Below are 19115 nucleotides of genomic sequence, written 5' to 3'. Positions count from 1 at the left end.
CATGCTGATTCCTGTGATTCTCTCCGGCGGTGCCGGTACTCGCTTGTGGCCGGTGTCCCGCGAGGGCCATCCCAAGCCGTTCATGACCCTGCCCGACGGCCAGTCGCTGCTGGGCAAAACCTATCGGCGAGCGGCCGGTCTGCTTGATGGCTGGGGCGATATCGTCACGGTGACCAACCGCGACTACTACTTCCAGAGCAAGGATCACTATCAGGAGGCGCAGCTCAGTCGCCATCGCGGGCACTTTCTGCTGGAGCCGACAGGCCGCAACACGGCCCCGGCCATCGCCGCCGCCGCCCTGTCACTGCAAGCCCTGCACGGCGATGACGCGATCATGGTGGTGATGCCCGCCGACCATTTGATCCTCAACGAAAACGCCTTGAAGTCTGCGGTCGAGCACGCCGTGGCACTGGCCAGGGATGGTTTCCTGGTGACGTTCGGCGTGGTGCCGACGGCCCCGGAGACCGGTTTCGGCTACATCGAGACCGGCGCGGCACTGGACGAAAAAGGCGCCGCCAAAGTGCAGCGTTTCGTCGAAAAACCGGATCTGCAAACCGCCACCCATTACCTGGAAAGCGGCAAGTTCCTTTGGAACTCGGGGATGTTCTGTTTCTCCGTGACGACCGTGCTGGCCGAATTGCAGATCCATGCCCCCGAGCTGCTGGAGCAGACGCAAACCTGCATGGCGCAAAGCGCCCCCGTGGAAACGGCCGGGTGCCTGCAGCAGGAATTATCCCCGGCGTTGTTTGCCGAGATCACTGACATTTCCATCGACTACGCCTTGATGGAACGCTCCGACAAAGTGGTGGTGGTGCCCGCCGGTTTTGACTGGAGCGACATCGGCTCCTGGGGCGCGGTGGCCGCGCTGGTGCCGGCGGATGCGCAAAACAACCGCGCCAGCGGTGACGCGGTGTTCGTCGACAGCCACAACAACTTCGTCCAGAGCGAAGACCGGCTGGTAGCCGCGGTGGGTGTGGATAACTTGATCATCATCGACACCGCCGACGCGGTGCTGGTGGCCCACGCCGATCGCGCACAGGATGTGCGCCGGGTGGCCAAGCAGCTCAAGGACAAAAAGCACGAGGCCTATCGCCTGCACCGCACGGTCAGCCGGCCATGGGGCACCTACACCGTGCTCGAGGAAGGCCCGCGCTTCAAGATCAAGCGCATCGTGGTCAAACCAGGCGCCAAGCTGTCGCTGCAAATGCACCACCACCGCAACGAACACTGGGTGGTCGTCGAAGGCATGGCCAAGGTCACCAACAACGGCGCCGGCACCCATCTGGTGGCCAAGAACGAATCAACCTTCATTGCCGCCGGTCACAAGCATCGCCTGGAAAACCCGGGCGTGATCGACCTGGTGATCATCGAAGTGCAAAGCGGCGAATACCTGGGAGAGGACGATATCGTTCGCTTCGAAGACCAATACGGCAGGACGGTTTGAATGCTGCTTTCCCTATACCGCACGCTGCGTAGTTATCGAGGGTTTATCTTCGGTAGCGTCCAGCGTGAGTTTCAGGCGCGTTATCGCAATTCGCTGTTTGGTGCTCTGTGGCCGGTGCTTAACCCCCTGTCGATGATCATCGTCTACACCGTGATTTTTTCCCACATCATGCGCGCGCGCCTGCCGGGCGTGGATGACAGCATGGCCTACAGCGTTTACCTCTGTGCCGGCCTGCTCGCCTGGGGACTCTTTGCGGAAATCACCCTGCGCAGCCAGAACATGTTTCTGGAAAACGCCAACCTGCTGAAGAAAATCAGCTTCCCACGGATCTGCCTGCCGGTGATTGTGCTGTTTAACGCGGGCATCAACTTCGCAATCATCATGGCCCTGTTCCTGGGCTTTCTGCTGATCACCGGACGTTGGCCGGGAATGGCGTTGTTCGCCTTGATACCGCTGATGGCGTTGCAAATGATGTTCTGTGCCGGGCTGGGAATGATACTCGGCGTGTTGAATGTCTTCTTCCGGGATGTCGGGCAACTCTTCGGCATCTGCCTGCAATTCTGGTTCTGGCTGACGCCCATTGTTTACCCGATGAGCATCCTGCCGGACTGGGTGCAGCGCCTGCTGCAACTCAACCCCCTGACCAACCTGATCGTCAGCTATCAAAACATGTTTCTTTATGGGCAATGGCCGGTCTGGAGTTCGCTGCTGCCGATTTTTGTCACGGGCTTAGTGTTCTGTCTGATCGGGCTGCGTCTGTTTCGCCAGCGCGTCGGTGAAATGGTGGATGAACTCTGATGGGGCATATTCGCGTCACCGGCCTGGGCAAGGCCTACAAGCAATACCCGACCCGCTGGAGCCGACTGGCCGAGTGGCTGATTCCGTTTTCGCCCCTGCGCCACCACCAGCACTGGGTGCTGCAAGACGTCGAATTCGAGATTGCCCCCGGTGAAGCGGTGGGCATCGTCGGGGTCAACGGCGCAGGCAAAAGCACCTTGCTGAAGATGATCACCGGCACCACCCAACCGACGTGCGGCAAGATCGAGCTCGAAGGCCGGGTGGCGGCCCTGCTGGAACTGGGCATGGGCTTTCACCCGGACTTTACCGGCCGACAGAATGCAATCATGGCCGGGCAATTGCTGGGCATGCAGGTCGATGACATCGAAGCGCTGATGCCACAGATCGAAAGTTTCGCGGAAATCGGCGAAGCCATCGACCATCCGGTGCGAACCTATTCCAGCGGCATGCAGATGCGCCTGGCGTTCAGCGTGGCCACCGCACAGCGTCCGGACATCCTGATCGTCGACGAAGCCCTTTCCGTGGGCGACGCCTACTTCCAGCACAAGAGCTTCGAACGCATCCGCAGCTTCCGCAAGGCCGGCACCACCCTGCTGATCGTTTCCCATGATCGCTCGGCCATCCAGTCGATTTGCGATTCGGCGATCCTGCTCAAAGACGGCCGCATGGCCATGTACGGCAAACCCGAAGCGGTCCTGGATTACTACAACGCCCTGATGGCCGAGCGTGAAGGCCAGGTGGTCCGTCAGGAAATGCTCGCCGGCGGCGAAGTCCAGACCGTGTCCGGCACCGGTGAAGCGGCCATCCTCAGTGTGCGGATGCTGGACGAGAATGAACGTTCCATCGACGCCGCCGAGGTCGGTCAGAGCGTGGTGCTGGAAGTCCAGGTCGAAGTCCGCCAGGACATCGAGCGATTGGTGCTCGGCTTCATACTCAAGGACCGCCTGGGTCAGATGATGTATGGCATCAACACCCATCGCCAGGACAAGGCCCTGACCGATCTGCACGCCGGGGAGCGTTACACGTACCGTTTTTCCTTCGTCATGGGCCTGGGCAAGGGCAACTATTCCGTGTCCCTGAGCTTGTCGCGGCTGGACTCGCATCTGGATCGCAACTACGAATGGCGCGATTACGGGCTGGTGTTCCATGTGATCAACAACCGGCATGAAGACTTCGTCGGCTGCTCGTGGCTGGCGGCGAAAACCACCATTACCCGCTCCGACTCGATTGTTTCGGAACGCACGCCATGACGCGCCTTCTGGTGGAATGCACCCACGTGTTCCTGCACCCCAAAGTCAATTCGGGCATTCAGCGGGTGGTGCGTAACGTCATCAATCAATTGCCGGCTAGCGTCGACGGTGTTGAGTGCATTCCAGTGGTGATGCTCAAGGGCAAACTCTATCGGGTGCTCAAACTCGGTGCGTTGAACATCCCGTTTTTTGATGGGCTGATGACATTCGGTGGGCGACTGGAGCGGCTGGCTCATCGTTTCTGGCAACTGCATCAACGCTTGCACAATCGCAGTCACTCGCGAGTGATCAAGCGCCTGCTGCACGTGGCCTACCGCCTCACGGCGATCACCTGCTTCAGCATTCCTTTGCGCCTGATCGACGCCATCAACCAATATCAACTGCCCAAACGGTGCTCGCCATTGCAGCATCAGCCGGGTGATCAACTGGTGTTGCTGGATTCTTCCTGGCACAGCGATTTCTTCCCGTTTGCCGAACAGCTCAAGCGTGAAGGCGTGGGCATCGTTTCGGTGATCTACGACCTCATCCCGCTGACTCACCCACAGTTCTACGACACGCGGCTGGTGCAGATTTTCAACGAGTGGTTCAACTGGATCACCCAGACCGCCGACGGCTACGTGGCGATCTCCGCCACGGTGCGCGATCAGGTGCGCGAGGAATTGCAGCGTCGGCTGGGTCCGGCCAAAGCCGATACGTTGTGGTTCGATTATTTTCACCTCGGCTCCGAACTGGACCTGAGCGAAGCCTGCGCCGCCGTCGAGCCGAGACTGACGCACGTATTCAAAACACCGGAGCCGGTGTTTTTAATGGTCAGCACCATCGAGCCGCGTAAAAACCACGATTACCTGCTCGACGCGTTCGAACGTGCCTGGGCCTCAGGTTCGCAAGCCCGGCTGTGCATCGCCGGGCGCATCGGCTGGAAGTGCGACGCCCTGCTCGCCCGCGTGCGCAACCACCCACAGTTGAACCAACGCCTGTTCATGTTCAACGACCTGAGCGACACCAGCCTCGAACACGCCTATTCCCATGCTAGCGCGCTGGTGTTTCCGTCGTGGGTTGAAGGCTTCGGCTTGCCACTGGTGGAAGCCATGCAGCGCGGTTTGCCGGCCATGGGCAGCGACATTCCGATCTTTCGCGAAATCGGTGGCGAGTTCATGGCGTACTTTGACCTCGCCGAACCGCAAAGCCTGGCGGACCTGGTCACCGGTTTCGAACGCTCCGGGAAATTCCCGGCCGCTCGCAGCGTGGCGGACTGGCAGTGGATCGGCTGGCGTGAAGCCAGTGCGCAACTGGCTGAACGCACCCTGCGCAATCTGGTAGACGCGCCGGTCGTGCAAGAGAGGCAACATGCGAATTGCCCTTAACGCCCGGATCCTTCAAGCCCCGCGCACCGGCATCGGCCATTACGTCGCCGAACTGGCGAACGCGCTTGCTGATGAGCCCGATGTCGAACTCGCACTGTTCCACGGTTGGGGCTGGAGTTCGGACTTGCCAGAAGCCGCCATGCCCGGCTATTCGCGACTGACGCCGTTGCTGCGACAAATTCCGGGGGCTTATCAAGCCCGGCGCTGGCTGGAGCAGAAACGCTTCGATCAAGGGCGCTCGAAAACCATCGACCTCTATCACGAACCGAGCCTGTGGCCGCTGTCGTTCGACGGCCCGACAGTAATCACCCTGCATGACCTGACGCACCTGCACTACCCCGACACGCAACCCCCCTCGCGCCTGCGGGAAATCGAGCGGCGCCTGGCCGACGGCGTGCAGCGAGCGAGTCTGATTCTTACCGACTCGCAGTACATTGCCGACGAAGCCCAGGCGTATTTCGCACTGCCGGCCGAGCGTTTTGTCGTCGCACCGCTGGGCGTGGCCGCACGTTTCCACCCACGGGAGCCTGAAGCCATTAACGCGGTGCTCAAGACTCACGGCGTCGAGGCGCGGGAATACTTCCTGTGTGTTGGCACCCTCGAGCCGCGCAAGAACCTCACGCTGGCCCTGCGCGCCCATGCCCTATTACCGGCAGCCGTGCGCCAGGGTTTTCCCTTGCTGATCGCCGGCATGGCCGGTTGGCAAGGCGAACAATTCAGTGATGAATTGCGCGCAGCCCTGGCCACCGGGGATGTGTGCCTGCTCGGGTATCTGCCCGATGAAGCACTGGCACAGCTGCTGGCCGGCGCCCGGGCATTGATCTTTCCCTCGTTGTACGAAGGGTTCGGCCTGCCCGTCCTGGAAGCCATGGCCAGCGGCACCCCGGTGATTCTGACCCAGCATTCGGCCATGCCGGAAGTCGCGGGCGACGCCGGCAACTACATAGCACCGGACGATCCAGACACCTTGCGCGATGCCATGATCCGACTCATCGACGACCCGCTGCATTGGCAGGTCTGTCGCGAAGCCGGTTTGCAACAAGCGAAGCTTTTTTCCTGGGAGCGTTGCGCGAAGGCCACGGCCCGCGCTTACCGCCAGGCTATGGGAGACTGATATGCGCGTACTGCACTTTTACAAGACCTACCTGCCGGACTCGATGGGTGGCATCGAACAAGTCATTTTTCAACTCTGCGAAAGCGGTGCGCGCCACTCGGTCGACAGTACGGTACTGACGTTGAGCAACAACCCGGCACCTGGCGCGATACAGATCCGTCATCATCAGGTTCATCAGGCCCGGATGGATTTTCAGATGGCCTCCACCGGTTTTTCCTATAGCGTCTTCAAGCAATTTCGTGAGCTGGCGGCTGAGGCGGACGTGGTCAATTACCACTTCCCCTGGCCCTTCATGGACCTGGTGCATTTTTTCAGCGCCACTAAAAAACCCTGCGTGGTGAGTTACCACTCGGACATCATTCGCCAGCGCCATTTGCTCAAGCTCTACCGTCCATTGATGCGTCGTTTTCTGGACAGCGCCGACCGAATCGTCGCAGCCTCCCCCAACTACTTTCACACCAGCGATGTGCTTCAGGACTACCGCGAGAAAACCCGCGTCATCACCTACGGGCTGGACAAGTCAGGTTATCCACAGCCTGACGCTGCACGTACTGAACGCTGGCGCAAACAAGTCGGCGACCGGTTCTTCCTGTTCGTCGGCGTGATGCGCTACTACAAGGGCCTGCATATTCTGCTCGACGCGATGCAAGGGCTGAATTATCCGGTGGTGATCGTCGGGGCCGGACCGCTGGAGGCCGAACTGCATGCCCAAGCGAAGGCATTGGGGTTACAGAATCTGCACTTTCTGGGGCGGTTGGGTGACGAGGACAAAGTTGCTTTGCTGGAGCTGAGTTACGCAGTGGTGTTTCCGTCGCACCTACGCTCGGAAGCGTTCGGCATCTCGCTGCTCGAAGGCGCGATGTACGGCAAGCCGATGATCTCCAGTGAAATCGGCACTGGCACCAGCTACATCAACATCCACAACGAAACCGGGCTGGTGGTGCCGCCGAGTAATCCACAGGCGTTCCGAGAAGCAATGCGCACGTTGTGGGAAGACCCGGTGCGTGCGGCAGCAATGGGCGTGAAGGCTGAGGCGCGTTATCGGCAGTTATTCACCGCCGATGAAATGGGCCGCAAGTGGACGGCGTTGTATGAAGAACTGCTGGAAGAGAAATCCCTGTCCTACGCCTGAAATCTGTAGGAGCGAGGCTTGCCCGCGAAGGCGGTGTGTCAGTCGACATCAATGTTGAATGACACGCCGCCTTCGCGGGCAAGCCTCGCTCCTACAGGGGGTTAGCGGTGTGGCGCGGGGTTTACGGCAACGTTATCCAGCATCCGGTTCACCGCCAGCTCCGCGAGCATGACGATCTGCTGAATCGCCATCGCCGTGTGCCGGTGCGGTCCTTCCAGGTACCCCGCAAAATCACTCGCCATCACATTGGCCTGGGCCAAGGATTCACAGGTGTGGGCCAGCAGGTCTTCGTCTTTGATGTCCGGCGCGATCATGAACATCGTGCTGGGCTTGCGGGTCGCGGGGGATTTGAGGGCGGAGGGGTTGAGGTAGTGATCCAGCGCCCGCTCGGCGGCTTCGTTGAGCTTTTTGGAATCGATGGATTCGTAGGGGGAAACGTCGTCGGTTTCCGGGGGATTTGGTGTTTCTTTAATCATGGTGACACTCCGAATGAAGGGTTTTGCTGCCACTGATCGCTGCGACGCGATGTGAGGGAGGCAGCTGTACGCGGGGTCGCAGACCGAGCCATTCGGAAACTCGGCATACCCGAGGGTATCCCGCGCACAGCCGCCATCAAGCGGGCCGGCGATTATGCACCAAATGAACTGAACGGACTGCGACGCCCGATCGCTGATGTGCAGCGACCTCCAAAGCCTATCCCCCCGACTTCCGACACGACAACCGCTAGAACGTGTCGGAATCGTCCTCCCGAACACTCAAGTCTGTAGGACGTTCGCAGTATTTTTCAGGCCAACCCCGGCCCAATGTGGGAGCGAGCCTGCTCGCGAAGGCTGTTTAACATTCAACATTGAAGTTGGCTGATACACCGCTTTCGCGTGCAGGCTCGCTCCCACGAGGGTTTTCTGTGTTAGCCCGAAGGGTCACAAGTCCAGCACCAATGGCTGCGACCCCTGCGCCGGCACCGCGCAACAAATCAACACCTCTCCCGCATCGGGCACTTCCGCCGGAGGCTGTGGATAATTCACCGCGCCACTGATCAGACGCGTCTTGCAGGTCCCGCAGGAACCCCCACGGCAACTGAATTCCGGGCGCAATCCGCGGCTTTCCGCCAACTCCAGCAAACTGCCGCCATCCGGCTGCCAGCGCACTTCTTTGGCCGAGCGCTCGAACACAACGGGCACTGAAACCGTGGCGGCCGGTGGTTGTTCGATGACCACCGCATCCGGGTCTGGCGTGCGACGCAGTGTCGACGGGCCAAAGGTTTCGGCATGAATCCTCGAATCGCGAATGTCCAGTTCCCGCAGCGTGTCGTACAGCCCCTGGGTAAAACTGCCCGGGCCGCAGAGGACAAAGTCCACTTGGTCGTAGTCCTCCGCCTCAAGCATCGTCTTGAGCAAGTCGCCGTCAATCCGCCCGGTCAGGTCGAAATCTTCACCCTCGCGAGCCTCCGCCTCAGGCTGACTGAGCAACCGCCGCACGCGCACCGCGTCACCGAGGCCATCCAGCAAACGGTCCAGTTCCGGGCGAAACGGCTGATCGGCCAGGGTCCGCGAACTCTGGAAAAACCAGGTCGGACGAATACGCCGCGTGCGCAGGCCTTGATACACCACCTCGCGCACCATCGACAGCAGCGGCGTGATGCCGACGCCAGCCGCCAACAGCACCAGCGGCCGACGCTCATGGGACGCCACGGTGAAATGCCCTTGGGGCGCGCGGGCTTCCAGCACATCACCGACCCGGATCTGCTCATGCAGGTGCGACGACACGAGGCCTTCACGCTTCACGCTGATGCGGAAAAAATCATCGGACGGCGCGCTCGACAGGCTGTACGTGCGGATGTGCACATCGCCGGCAATATTGAAGCGCAGCGGCAAATGCTGCCCGGCCTGGAACACCGGCAACCCGGCGTCATCAGCGGGCTCCAGATAGATCGAACGGATGTTGTGGCTTTCCTGTTCGATGCGCGCCACCCGCAACGGCCGCCAGTGATCGCCCAGGGCCTTGGCTTGCAGGCGTGCATTTGCCTGCGCCCAGGTGCCTGTCAGCAAACTGGTGGGCGACACGCCGTCAAAGCGCCAGCGCAAGGCCAGCGCCGCAGGCCGGCGCACAACGCGCTCTACCTCAAAGGTCCAGAGCCGCTCGGCCCCCTGAAAAGCCTCGACCTGCGGGCCTTCGAGGATGACGTCCGCGCGGCCGCTGAGGTGCAGCAGATCGCCCGTATTGAAATCGATGAACAGCAAACCGGCCCGAGGATTGATCAGCAGGTTGCCCAAGGTGTTGAAGAACAGGTTGCCGGCGAAGTCCGGGATGGTCAGGCGATTACCTTCCACCTGTACGAAACCGGCCTGACCACCGCGATGAGAAACATCCACCGAGCGTTGGCCGTCGACGTCCACATAACTGGCGACAAAGAAGGTATCGGCCCCGGCGATCATGGCTTGGGCCGCGTCATCCAGCGCGTTGAGATGCTGCGCGACACGGGTCGACGGGTCCGCCAGGGGCACCGAGCGAAACTGGCGCAATTGAATGTATTGCGGGCAATTGCCGAACGATTGGTCCACCGTCACCCCGAAGCCGCTCGAAGTCACAGCACCGACCCGGCCATTCATACGGTTGCGACGCCGGGTGTGCAGCTCGATACCGAGCAGGCCGATCGCCGCGCCGTCTTGCAATTGCGCGGGGTCGTCGCTGCCGGGCAGGCTGTCGAACTGCAACAGCGCAGGCGCTGGAGAATGAGCAAAACCCGGCGGCCCTTCAAGAACACTGGCCCAAGGGTTACCGTCAGCATCCACCGCGCCGTACAGCATGAACGGCAGTTGCTGATAGAACTGGCGGTGCTGATCGGGCATCTCGCCGCGAATCACCCTACGACCTAATGTGTCCATTCGCTCGGCTACACCTACGTGAGCCTGCAACTGTTTCTCGCCAGCGTGCCAAGGTGAACGGTCCATAACGGCTTCTCCCCTGCGCTTATCGCGCAACAAGAACGGCCCGACTGAATCGGGCCGTGAGCATCAGGCTGTTTTTTGCAGGCCGGCGACGGTGCGCGGCATGCCGACAAACCCTGGCAAGGCTTCGACGCGCGCCAGCCAGGCGCGGATGTTGGCGTAGTCGTCCAGCGACACATTGCCTTCCGGCGCATGGGCGATGTAGCTGTAGGCCGCGACGTCGGCGATGGTCGGCTCATTGCCGACAAGGTATGGGGTGGCGGCCAGTTCCTGATCGATCACTTTGAGCACGGTGTGGGCGTAAGCGATCACCTCTTCAGGGTTGTAAGGCGCACCAAACACGGTGATCAGCCTTGCTCTTGCCGGGCCAAAGGCAATCGGCCCGGCGGCGACCGATAACCAGCGCTGCACCTTGGCCGCACCGACGGGATCGGTGGGCAGCCAACGACCGTTGCCATATTTCTGCGCCAGATAGACCAGGATCGCGTTGGAGTCGGCCAGCACCACGCCTTGATCATCAATCACCGGTACCTGACCAAAGCGATTGAGCGCCAGGTAATCCGGCTGCTTGTGTGCGCCCTTGGCCAGATCGACAAAGATCAGTTCAGTTGGCAGTTGCAGCAGGGACAGCATCAGCTCCACACGATGAGCATGGCCAGAGCGTGGGAAGTTGTAGAGTTTGATGGCTTGCATGGTCGACTCCGCTGGGTGGAGGCGCCAATTGGAAAGTGTCGGCGCCGATGGGTTGTCATCTTCCACCTGCTACCGAAACAACAGAATAACCAGCAAACGCAATCCATTATTTCAGCTAGAGCAATAATGCCTCGTTCTTCAAAGCGGGATGCTCGCGCAGGGCATTCACCGTGAAGTCGACAAAACTGCGTACTCGCGCTGGCGCCTTGCGCCCGCCCTGATAAATCACATGAATCGGCAACGGCGCCAGTTCGAATTCAGCCAGGACGATTTGCAACTCACCCGCCGCGACTTTTCTCGCGACTTGATAAGACAACACACGGGTGAATCCCAGGCCCAGGCAGGCGGCCGTGATGGCCGCCTGATTGGCGGTGACCACCAGCCGAGCCTCCGTGCGCACCGTCAGCGGATCGCCATTTTCAAGGAATGGCCAGTTACGTAACTGGCCCGTGGCCGATGTCGCAATGATCGGCGCCTGCACCAGATCCTGCGGATGAGAAGGCCGGCCATGCGCTGCGATCAGCGCTGGCGAACCACAAATCACCCGCCGCACTTCGCCGACACGAATCGCATGCTGATTACTGTCAGGCAAATCGCCGATGCGCACCGCCACATCGATTCCCTCTTCGACAACACTGACCACACGATCAAGCAACAGCGCATTGATACTGACCTCAGGAAACTGCGCCAGATAATCAACCATCACTGGCGTGACAAATAACTCTCCGAACAATACCGGCGCGGTAATCGTCAATTGCCCACGGGGTTGTGCGTGACTGCCCGCCGCCGAATCCTCCGCTTCCTGCACCTCGGTGAGAATCCTCCGACAATCCTCCAGATAACGCTGCCCCGCCTCGCTCAAATGCACGCTGCGGGTGGTACGGGTGAGCAACTGCGTGCCAATGCGCGTCTCCAGCGCCGCCACCGCCCGTGTGACACTGGCCGCCGACATCCCCAACCGACGCGCCGCCGCAGAGAAGCCCTGGTCCTGGGCGACGGCGGCGAAGACCTGCATTTCCTGGAATCTGTCCATGGGGCAATGTCCTTCATTCGGATAAAAAAAATCGCAACCATAGGCTGCGATTTTTAGTGTTGGTTACCAACAACATAGTTTGACACAGCCCCTCTCGTAAATCGGGGCCTGTAGGATGATCCGGGATCCACACGACAGCAACATAGACTGACACAGACGGGTCGCACTTCAAATACGGGGCTCGATTGGTAACAACATAGATTGACACAACAGCGAGAGCGTTCATTCAGGCCGAAATATTATGTGAGCGCGACCGGTCACTCACCTGTGCGGAAATAGTCTTTTTTCAGCACAGGCTCAGTGCGATGTCTAAATCCGTGTGCAACCTTCGACCAGTCCCCATCAGCACATAAACTGTGTTTTTTGTTCGAAATAAGCAGTCATGGGTGAAGGAAACACCCAGCGTTGTTCGGACCCAATCACCAGGCGGGAAGCGACCTTTACTGTCTTGGATAACGGTCAAAGCGTAAACGAGAGCAGGAATTAGCTGTCTATCCGTAATGGCTTTTCGCTGACGTGTTGGAATGTCGAGATCCAATATTGCCCAATCAGCAACAAGACAATAGGCATGGGAAGGAAAATGCAGACTGGCGAGGGCCACAGCATCTGAGGTGGTGAGTTGGCACCCATCTATTTTCTCACCCGCAGAAAGCACTGAGACAAAATCTGCCAGATTCATCTGTACCTCCGGCCGATCAAAAAAACGATTCGAACGAGAAGCATCAATCAGCTTAGCTCCCATCGACACACGAGGTTCCGATGCCGAAGACTGGGCCATTTCACAGCTGGTCCGTCTTCTCCCCTCATCCCACTGAACGGGATGATTTCTATCTAGCTGTCACCGGATAAAGTGGGTTTTCGCCAGTACCCAGCTATGCCATTGCCGTGCGTGAACCCTACCTAGCGGTAGGTGCCGATGTGGGTGAAACCTAGTGCTTCATGGATGCCCGTGCATGTCGTATTCGGCAAGGCGACGCCGGTATAGGCGCATGAAATCCATGTTACTCAAGGAGCGGTAGAAGCCGTTTGGCTGCGGCTGAATCAAAATGACATGCCCTCAGACACTTGAATCAGCATTTCTTCGACTAGATGTGTGCCAAAGGTTGTAGTGACCATCGCCGATGGGCTTTCTCCCAAAAAACGGGCTTTGGGTTTGGAAAGCCATTGTTTGGCCTTCCCTTTGTCACCGAAGATCACCTCGGCCATGGCGGTAATATGTGCAAACCGGAACAGGCGATCGCTCTCATGCAACGTTAAAAGCTGATTGGCTGACAGTTTTGTTTTGAGCGTTTTGGGTTGAATGATTCTGTCGCGTTCTTCGTCGCTGAGGGTTCCATCATCACAAAGCATTTTGATCAGGCTGACCGAGAAGCCAGCTACTATCATGTCGTGAATGTCCAGATCCGAAGCATTGACAGAGATATGAAGAAGCGTCTCCAGACGCATGCGGTAAGCATGATAGACATCCTGACGCAGGACGCCAGCAAACATGGGCCGCACTGATGTTGCGTTGCACACGGGCGTCAGGACTAATGTGCCATTCACTACCGTTAGCTCCAGGTCGTCCCCAACACCTAACCTCATTTGGTCAAGCAACTCTTGAGGCAGATCAATGATGATGTCGCCAGTACCGTCCTCAGTTTTCTGGCATTTTACTATCCAGCGCTCAGTTTCACTCATGATCGTCCGGCCCTCATCCGCCATCAGAGAATGACACACATCATTATGCTTGGGCCCAGAGCTGACCAAAGGAACGCGCAATCCGCTGGTAGACAGGCACTGCCGCTGCTCGAACGCCGGATAGCGAGTGAAACAGCAAAAAATGGGGCAATGGCTATACCTGCCTTTCCACCTTCACATGGCTAAGAGCCTGAGCGTGATCAGGTAACTACACGAAAGGATATGACATGCACCCTGATGAGCTTTATGTTTCCGTCGACGTCGAGACTTCTGGGCCTATACCAGGCGAATACAGTCTGCTTTCCATTGGAGCCTGTCTTGTAGCCCAACCTGTAACGTCCATCTATCTTGAACTACGACCTGACAGTCCAAAACACGACCCGGAAGCACTGGCAGTATCGGGGCTGAGTCTGGAGAAGCTGGAGCGCGAGGGCCTCGCTCCGCAACAGGCGATGCTGACATTTGATCAATGGCTGAAATCGTCCTGCCAACCGGGGCAAAAGGTCATTTTCGTAGGACTCAATGCACCGTTTGACTGGTCATTCGTCAATTACTACTTCCACAAATACCTGGAAACCAACCCCTTTGGTTTTACCGCTATCGACATGAAGGCCTACTTTATGGGCGCTGTAGGTTGCAGCTGGCAGGAAACAAAATCATCCAAAATGACCGCTGCGCTGAAGCCACTCAGCGAACCGAACCATAACGCATTGGATGATGCCCGCTTTCAGGCAGAGCTCTTCGCACTAATGCTAGCGGGTAAAGGTAAACGCTGACCTACCTTCCACCGCACTGACTCGAAGCTCATCTGATACAGGTTGCCTCAACATATCTGCCGTCCCTGAACGACCACGCCTTGATACCTTCTGGTTTTTCGGACTTGCCGACAATAACGGCTATTGGGTGCGGCAGATCCTGCGTGTAACGTGCAGCAAATTTGGAGAAACTTCCGATGTCTGCCGGAGAGATCACCGGAACGGATTGGGGATGCGTATGCCAATAGCCCACCAGACGTAACCCTTGTTCGTTGGCAGCCTGGATTTCCTGACGGCACCGCTCCGCATCCAACTCTAGCCAAGACCAGCCTGACCGATCGGCGCGATGAGGCAACGTGGCCAAGGCCAGCAGCAACCCTTTCGGATCAACCGGGTTGACAAATAACTGTCCCCCTCGCTCCACGCCAAAAAGGCCCTGCCGATGACTATCCAAGATGTCCGCGACAGCTTGGGACACCAATAGCTCGGAATTCACCTCCGGCCATCGCCAGCGCCATGCGATATCCGTCATACCGTTTCGTCCTTATCTTCCGGCCATCCGCGCTCGAGTAAGATTTGCTGCGCTCCCTCTGGCAGTTTGGGACCATGGTATTGGCCTCCTAGGCTCAGAACATCTTCAGGCCTGTAGATACTGCTGACCCAAGATGCAGTGGCGATGTTGCCGGTCAATGCGCGTAAGGCCGTGTGCGACACCATAGAGGCGATATTGGTCATTCCCAGCGAGCCGCCTGGGATAAAGCTCTCGCCACACGCGGGCAGTGGAACAACACCGCCTCCCGGCCACTCTGTAAATCTATGCAGAAAATCGCCGACGTCCGTGAACAACTGACGGCCATCAAAGGTGCCGGCTGGTGCGAATAGCGCATGGCCTACCTGGGTATACGGTTCGCTCCAGGCTTGTAAAAGCCCCCAAGGAGCGCCGCTTGATTTGGCTCGCCATACAGTGACCTCCGACTGCCAGTCTGCTGTCGTGATCACCACCAGATCTGCGTTATCAAACACTTCTGGTTTGCTGCTCATCACCACTTCGGCAAAAGTCGCATAAGCGGTGCATTCTGTCGTCGGAAGATCTAACAGAATCTTGTCCCTCAACGCGGAGGCTTTCAGTCTACCTAGGCTATCCGCTCCCAGAACGTGCCTCCCCAGATTGGCTGACACCAAAGTGTCAGGATCGATGAGGGTAAGGTGGCCGACACCGGATCGTGCCAATTGTATTGCCACCGCACTGCCTAACGAGCCAACGCCAACACAAACGACTCGAGCATTTTCAAGGTGCTGTGCAGTACCGCTTATATCGCGGGACAGAATGGACGCTCGATCAAGCACGTCCAGGGCAGTTGCTCGGACGAGCGCCGGAGGATGTGCATTTGCGATAGCTGGCCGACGGCGCGCTGTACGCAAGCCAAACTTTGCCCCCCGCTCCTGCTGTACGCCGAGCGAGCGCACATTGAGGCAATATGTTGGAGCATCTGCCCCTCCTGGAAGCTCCAGAACAATCCATCGACTCGCCAACGTTCCATGCAGCTCAAACCATGCCAGCAATTGCTCGGCATCGTCTGGTTGAAGGTGTGGCGTGAGCCACAGCAATAAATCTTCCGGATCCGGGGTGCGGATATCCGGATAAGTCTGAAGCTTGACGTAAAAACCGGGAGTTTCGGCCGCGCGAATGACAGCGGAGCGCCCGACAACCCGTCGGTAATGCCCTTTGAGTGCAGCTACGTTCGATGCTAACCAAACCGTTTCCTGACCGGATGGCATAACCCGGCGCGGATCGCTGAGAGCAAACAACTGCGAGGCGGCCTGAGGGCGATCCAACAGTAAGAGGTTCTGGAATGACTGACCGTGCTGAAAAGACCAGTAGGTAGTGATCTCATTCTGAAATTCGATATCGCGCGTTGCCTGGTTTGATCCCATCTTGGACAACGAAACGATCTGGGCCAAGCGAGCAAGGCTGTCCTCTACCACGACCTCCGGGGAGCCCATAATGGGGCGCTCCTGAAAGCCATGAAGGCAAAGCCCCGACTTGGTGGCATGCGGCCAAACCAGCCATGGAGAGGGTTCGACGTTCAGCCGCAAGAGTCCACGGGGAAAGTTGGAGGGGAAACCTATACGCAGTCGGCGCTCCTGCCCCGTGTAATCGGTGGGCAAGGGGAAGTGAAAGCACGCCGCTTCGTCAGCCCGCGTGGGTGCGGGCTGGAGCAATGCATCGGCAGCATCCTGACCTAGGGTGTTTCGCAGTGCGGCGATTCCGCGCTGCAATGGCGTCTTAATAGGATCAGCCAAGGCGTCCAACTGGCTTTACGCTCGACTGAGAGGTTCCGCCACCGCTGGCCCCTCCGAAGAGCGAACCCATCGAAGCAGAGTTTCGAGTAGTGCCATCCGGTCGGCCGGGCATCGTCCAGTTCGCAGGGATCTCATTGTTCACTGCCGTAATGAATGCCGGTGCAATACCGAAATTCTTTTTCACTGCCTCGGCAAAGGAATCGTTGGATTCAAAACTTTCCAAACCCAATGAAACAGATGCACTGGCGTCCGCATGCCATTTGGCAAATGCTTGGCGATAGCCTTGCCCCTCGCCCGGTCGATTCCACTTCTCTGCAAAGTTTTCGCCGTTATCGGCAGGATTGTAGACATAGCAGTCGCTACCTCTCTGCGCGATGTGCTGCGGCATCCTGCGAACGATTTCCAAAATTGCATCGAGCGGAGCCAGAGGCTTCGACTGCGACTCCTTTACGACATCCAGGTATGCGTGCGTGGCCAGGGTGGTGATGACCGCAGATATTGGGCGAGTATCAGCGCTCCTTGTCTTGATGGCCCATTCATCGCGATGCCGCTTGAGCAGCTTAATGGTCGCACGCAGGGGATCTTGATCGATGTAATCCTGATAATGCGGTAAAGGATCTTGTGTCGCGGCATCAAGCATCCGCTGGCTTTTGGCAACTACCAAGCTTTCCAGAGAGATTTCTTGGGCAGAAGCAACCTGCAACCAATTCGAGTAAGGGATAGGGCTGCTTGCTTTCCACCCTGTGACCCGATCCGGAACCTCCAGCTTACCTTCGCCGTTTGCTTCGCCATTTCCGTTGATCGCGCGGGCAGGCGTGACATCGATGTGGAAACCTGGATTTTCGTCGGCATAAACGATCCGGATGCCACGACGTAATTGCTTAACTTCTTCTTGAACGCGGGAGCCTTCCCTAAAACGCTGCTCAATCGCTTCTAGAACTTCCTTTGCACCAGCGCCCTGAGCGTGAGGAAGCCAAATAATCGCGTCCGCATCAATGGTGTCCAGATCCGCAGGCGCGCCGGGGATTGGCTTGATGGTCGTCTTCAGCCGCATCGAGCCTTGAACGAAAATATGGGCCTCAGCGAGCAGCGGGTTGTCGGAAGCCGAGAGGATTTTTTCCAGTTGGGAGTAGCGGTCATTGATTTTTTCGTACTGCGCTTCCGACAGCGAGATTTCCCGCGCGGCGCGAAGCAGAAAATATTCCCAACTGCTGCGCTTGGTCTGTTCGTTGCTCAAAAGCATTACATAGCCTCCTGGGCCACTGGACCCAATTGCAGTGTTTGCGTAAACCGATCTTGGTTTTCTTTGTCCCGATCGAAGATCAGGTATGTATGTTGATGCTGTGTTGTGAGCAACGCGCCAAACTCGATGGCTAATGCCGCAGGAATGGCGGCGAAGACGTGGATAGGGTCAGGAGTCAGAGCCTCAAGCTGGCTCAGTCGTATTTGAAGTGCGTCGCGAAAGGCATGAATCACCCGACGGTTCTGTACCATCGCGTAGCTTGGTTCTGGGATCGACAGCTCTGCAATACGTGCACCGGGTAGAGCGTCGGTCACGTCGCGAACTGGAACTTGCGCAGAAATGGAGAGCACCAACGCCAGTGGGCCATCGCCGTTGGGTGGAGGCGTAAACAGAAAACTAGGCGGCTCAGCAGACTGATCGGGCCAGCGCAAAAGATGCTCGCGGTGAAAAGAGAAGATCAAGCGTTTGGAACGGTCGCCGATACTCTGGCCCAACATCATCAAGGCCGGAATGTCGGCCAAGCCGACTACTGCTAGCGCGGGCGAATCGCCATAAGTGCCGCCGCGACGCTTGAGTTGCTGCTCCAGCTCATACTGGACGCTGTCTTTGACGTTCTGCCAATAGGTAGTGTCCCTGCCACGTGGTCCGGGTGCAGCGAAGGCGATTTTGATGCCTTGATCGAAGGCGGTTAATCCCTCGGCGGACATCGCAGTCAACAGATCGCGAACGGGGATATCGTTGATCGTCTGAAAATGCTGACTCTGGACGATGAGAGGAATAGCTCTGCCACCATCGGGGGTCGTTGCGGCGAGTCGGATGCGTTCCAGGTACGCTTGGTGTAAACCACTCAAATCATTTTCAGGATACCCATCTGCGTCACGATCAATTTTGTCATGACAACCTGGGCACAGGAGCATCAGATTAGCGGTATCGTTTGTGTGCGCCTCAGCATCATGATCCGCGCGTCCCCGAGGGCCTTTGGGACTGGCGGGCAGGATATGCGCCACTTCGCCCCATTTCATTGGCTTGCCGGCACGATAATCGAACGTCAGATCCGTGCCGCACAGTTCACAATGACCAGCGGTCTGTGTCCATACGATCCGCTTCGTCTCATCATTTGTGTTGAAGCGCCCGCTTGCGGGCTTAGCGTCTTCTTGTTCTGCCATTCCGACCTACCCCCGAGAAACATCCATGATTGAAAACGATGATGGCAAGATAAGATCATATTAGGGTCATTTGCCTCGATTTCAAGAGAGATCTAAGGGTGACGAATGCTGAGTCGGCTATAAGCAGGATGCTGTTTGTGGCTCATCGAAACGGAGTGTTCGCAGCGTTCGTTTTTCTGGCAAGTGCTGGT

General features: G+C 58.1%; 17 protein-coding genes. 7 read left to right on the top strand and 10 right to left on the bottom strand.

Features of this window, described 5'->3' with window-relative positions:
* The first annotated feature begins 1 nt into the window (after position 1).
* Genes BLU63_RS10435 through BLU63_RS10410 form a run of 6 tightly spaced genes read left to right on the top strand, consistent with a single transcriptional unit; the run spans position 2 to position 7102 of the window.
* Entirely contained in the window at positions 2-1444 is a 1443-nt protein-coding gene (locus BLU63_RS10435) for a mannose-1-phosphate guanylyltransferase/mannose-6-phosphate isomerase (protein ID WP_083375407.1), read from the top strand.
* Positions 1445-2242 (top strand): ABC transporter permease, encoded by a 798-nt coding sequence (locus BLU63_RS10430; protein WP_083375406.1) that lies wholly within the window; start codon positions 1445-1447, stop codon positions 2240-2242.
* Positions 2242-3492 (top strand): ABC transporter ATP-binding protein, encoded by a 1251-nt coding sequence (locus BLU63_RS10425; RefSeq protein WP_083375405.1) that lies wholly within the window; start codon positions 2242-2244, stop codon positions 3490-3492. The genes BLU63_RS10430 and BLU63_RS10425 overlap by 1 nt, the downstream gene beginning before the upstream one ends.
* Positions 3489-4856 (top strand): glycosyltransferase family 4 protein, encoded by a 1368-nt coding sequence (locus tag BLU63_RS10420; protein ID WP_083375404.1) that lies wholly within the window; start codon positions 3489-3491, stop codon positions 4854-4856. Before BLU63_RS10425 ends, BLU63_RS10420 begins: the two co-directional genes overlap by 4 nt.
* Complete coding sequence (locus BLU63_RS10415) at positions 4840-5970, top strand: glycosyltransferase family 4 protein (protein WP_083375403.1); 1131 nt, start codon at positions 4840-4842, stop codon at positions 5968-5970. Before BLU63_RS10420 ends, BLU63_RS10415 begins: the two co-directional genes overlap by 17 nt.
* A 1-nt stretch (position 5971) precedes the next feature.
* Entirely contained in the window at positions 5972-7102 is a 1131-nt protein-coding gene (locus BLU63_RS10410) for a glycosyltransferase family 4 protein (RefSeq protein WP_010465444.1), read from the top strand.
* 101 nt (positions 7103-7203) lie between these two features.
* Here the strand turns inward: BLU63_RS10410 and BLU63_RS10405 are convergent, their stop codons facing one another.
* From BLU63_RS10405 to BLU63_RS10385, 6 genes are all read right to left on the bottom strand, one after another.
* Positions 7204-7578, bottom strand: coding sequence for a DUF6124 family protein (locus BLU63_RS10405; RefSeq protein ID WP_077748505.1), 375 nt, complete (start codon positions 7576-7578; stop codon positions 7204-7206).
* A gap of 444 nt (positions 7579-8022) precedes the next feature.
* Complete coding sequence (locus tag BLU63_RS10400) at positions 8023-10053, bottom strand: 2Fe-2S iron-sulfur cluster-binding protein (protein ID WP_083375402.1); 2031 nt, start codon at positions 10051-10053, stop codon at positions 8023-8025.
* 63 nt (positions 10054-10116) lie between these two features.
* Positions 10117-10743 carry a glutathione S-transferase family protein gene (locus BLU63_RS10395; RefSeq protein ID WP_083375401.1) on the bottom strand — a complete coding sequence of 209 codons (627 nt, stop codon included), beginning with the start codon at positions 10741-10743 and terminating at the stop codon, positions 10117-10119.
* A gap of 115 nt (positions 10744-10858) precedes the next feature.
* A complete protein-coding gene (locus BLU63_RS10390; RefSeq protein ID WP_010465452.1) occupies positions 10859-11776 on the bottom strand; it encodes a LysR family transcriptional regulator in 918 nt (305 codons plus the stop codon).
* 286 nt (positions 11777-12062) lie between these two features.
* On the bottom strand, positions 12063-12455 hold the full coding sequence (locus BLU63_RS32705; RefSeq protein WP_074059250.1) for a DUF6957 family protein: 393 nt from the start codon (positions 12453-12455) through the stop codon (positions 12063-12065).
* A 362-nt stretch (positions 12456-12817) separates the two neighbouring features.
* Positions 12818-13456 (bottom strand): antitoxin Xre/MbcA/ParS toxin-binding domain-containing protein, encoded by a 639-nt coding sequence (locus BLU63_RS10385; RefSeq protein WP_228758830.1) that lies wholly within the window; start codon positions 13454-13456, stop codon positions 12818-12820.
* Between the two features lie 227 nt (positions 13457-13683).
* On the opposite strand from BLU63_RS10385, the gene BLU63_RS10380 reads away from it, so the two are divergent.
* Positions 13684-14232, top strand: a complete 549-nt coding sequence (locus tag BLU63_RS10380; RefSeq protein WP_017341626.1) for a 3'-5' exonuclease — start codon at positions 13684-13686, stop codon at positions 14230-14232.
* A gap of 28 nt (positions 14233-14260) precedes the next feature.
* Here the strand turns inward: BLU63_RS10380 and BLU63_RS10375 are convergent, their stop codons facing one another.
* The 4 genes from BLU63_RS10375 to BLU63_RS10360 are packed head-to-tail and all read right to left on the bottom strand — an operon-like array spanning position 14261 to position 18924.
* Entirely contained in the window at positions 14261-14743 is a 483-nt protein-coding gene (locus BLU63_RS10375) for a Mov34/MPN/PAD-1 family protein (RefSeq protein WP_017341627.1), read from the bottom strand.
* A complete protein-coding gene (locus tag BLU63_RS10370; protein WP_031319187.1) occupies positions 14740-16524 on the bottom strand; it encodes a HesA/MoeB/ThiF family protein in 1785 nt (594 codons plus the stop codon). Before BLU63_RS10370 ends, BLU63_RS10375 begins: the two co-directional genes overlap by 4 nt.
* Positions 16508-17758 carry a nucleotidyltransferase domain-containing protein gene (locus BLU63_RS10365; protein ID WP_019821279.1) on the bottom strand — a complete coding sequence of 417 codons (1251 nt, stop codon included), beginning with the start codon at positions 17756-17758 and terminating at the stop codon, positions 16508-16510. The genes BLU63_RS10370 and BLU63_RS10365 overlap by 17 nt, the downstream gene beginning before the upstream one ends.
* Positions 17758-18924: an SAVED domain-containing protein gene (locus BLU63_RS10360; protein ID WP_019821280.1), complete on the bottom strand. Its 1167-nt coding sequence runs from the start codon at positions 18922-18924 to the stop codon at positions 17758-17760. Before BLU63_RS10360 ends, BLU63_RS10365 begins: the two co-directional genes overlap by 1 nt.
* Positions 18925-19115 lie beyond the last annotated feature (191 nt).

Source organism: Pseudomonas mandelii (assembly GCF_900106065.1).
Taxonomy (GTDB): domain Bacteria; phylum Pseudomonadota; class Gammaproteobacteria; order Pseudomonadales; family Pseudomonadaceae; genus Aquipseudomonas; species Aquipseudomonas mandelii.
The sequence above is the reverse complement of the archived record's forward strand: the minus strand, read 5'-3'. Positions and strand labels throughout refer to the sequence as shown.

Bases quoted from the DNA above. Each gene is read 5' to 3' on its own strand.
- BLU63_RS10435 (WP_083375407.1), top strand. From the start codon at position 2: ATGCTGATTCCTGTGATTCTCTCCGGCGGTGCCGGTACTCGCTTGTGG.
- BLU63_RS10430 (WP_083375406.1), top strand. From the start codon at position 1,445: ATGCTGCTTTCCCTATACCGCACGCTGCGTAGTTATCGAGGGTTTATC.
- BLU63_RS10425 (WP_083375405.1), top strand. From the start codon at position 2,242: ATGGGGCATATTCGCGTCACCGGCCTGGGCAAGGCCTACAAGCAATAC.
- BLU63_RS10420 (WP_083375404.1), top strand. From the start codon at position 3,489: ATGACGCGCCTTCTGGTGGAATGCACCCACGTGTTCCTGCACCCCAAA.
- BLU63_RS10415 (WP_083375403.1), top strand. From the start codon at position 4,840: ATGCGAATTGCCCTTAACGCCCGGATCCTTCAAGCCCCGCGCACCGGC.
- BLU63_RS10410 (WP_010465444.1), top strand. From the start codon at position 5,972: ATGCGCGTACTGCACTTTTACAAGACCTACCTGCCGGACTCGATGGGT.
- BLU63_RS10405 (WP_077748505.1), bottom strand. From the start codon at position 7,578: ATGATTAAAGAAACACCAAATCCCCCGGAAACCGACGACGTTTCCCCC.
- BLU63_RS10400 (WP_083375402.1), bottom strand. From the start codon at position 10,053: ATGGACCGTTCACCTTGGCACGCTGGCGAGAAACAGTTGCAGGCTCAC.
- BLU63_RS10395 (WP_083375401.1), bottom strand. From the start codon at position 10,743: ATGCAAGCCATCAAACTCTACAACTTCCCACGCTCTGGCCATGCTCAT.
- BLU63_RS10390 (WP_010465452.1), bottom strand. From the start codon at position 11,776: ATGGACAGATTCCAGGAAATGCAGGTCTTCGCCGCCGTCGCCCAGGAC.
- BLU63_RS32705 (WP_074059250.1), bottom strand. From the start codon at position 12,455: ATGAATCTGGCAGATTTTGTCTCAGTGCTTTCTGCGGGTGAGAAAATA.
- BLU63_RS10385 (WP_228758830.1), bottom strand. From the start codon at position 13,456: ATGAGTGAAACTGAGCGCTGGATAGTAAAATGCCAGAAAACTGAGGAC.
- BLU63_RS10380 (WP_017341626.1), top strand. From the start codon at position 13,684: ATGCACCCTGATGAGCTTTATGTTTCCGTCGACGTCGAGACTTCTGGG.
- BLU63_RS10375 (WP_017341627.1), bottom strand. From the start codon at position 14,743: ATGACGGATATCGCATGGCGCTGGCGATGGCCGGAGGTGAATTCCGAG.
- BLU63_RS10365 (WP_019821279.1), bottom strand. From the start codon at position 17,758: ATGCTTTTGAGCAACGAACAGACCAAGCGCAGCAGTTGGGAATATTTT.
- BLU63_RS10360 (WP_019821280.1), bottom strand. From the start codon at position 18,924: ATGGCAGAACAAGAAGACGCTAAGCCCGCAAGCGGGCGCTTCAACACA.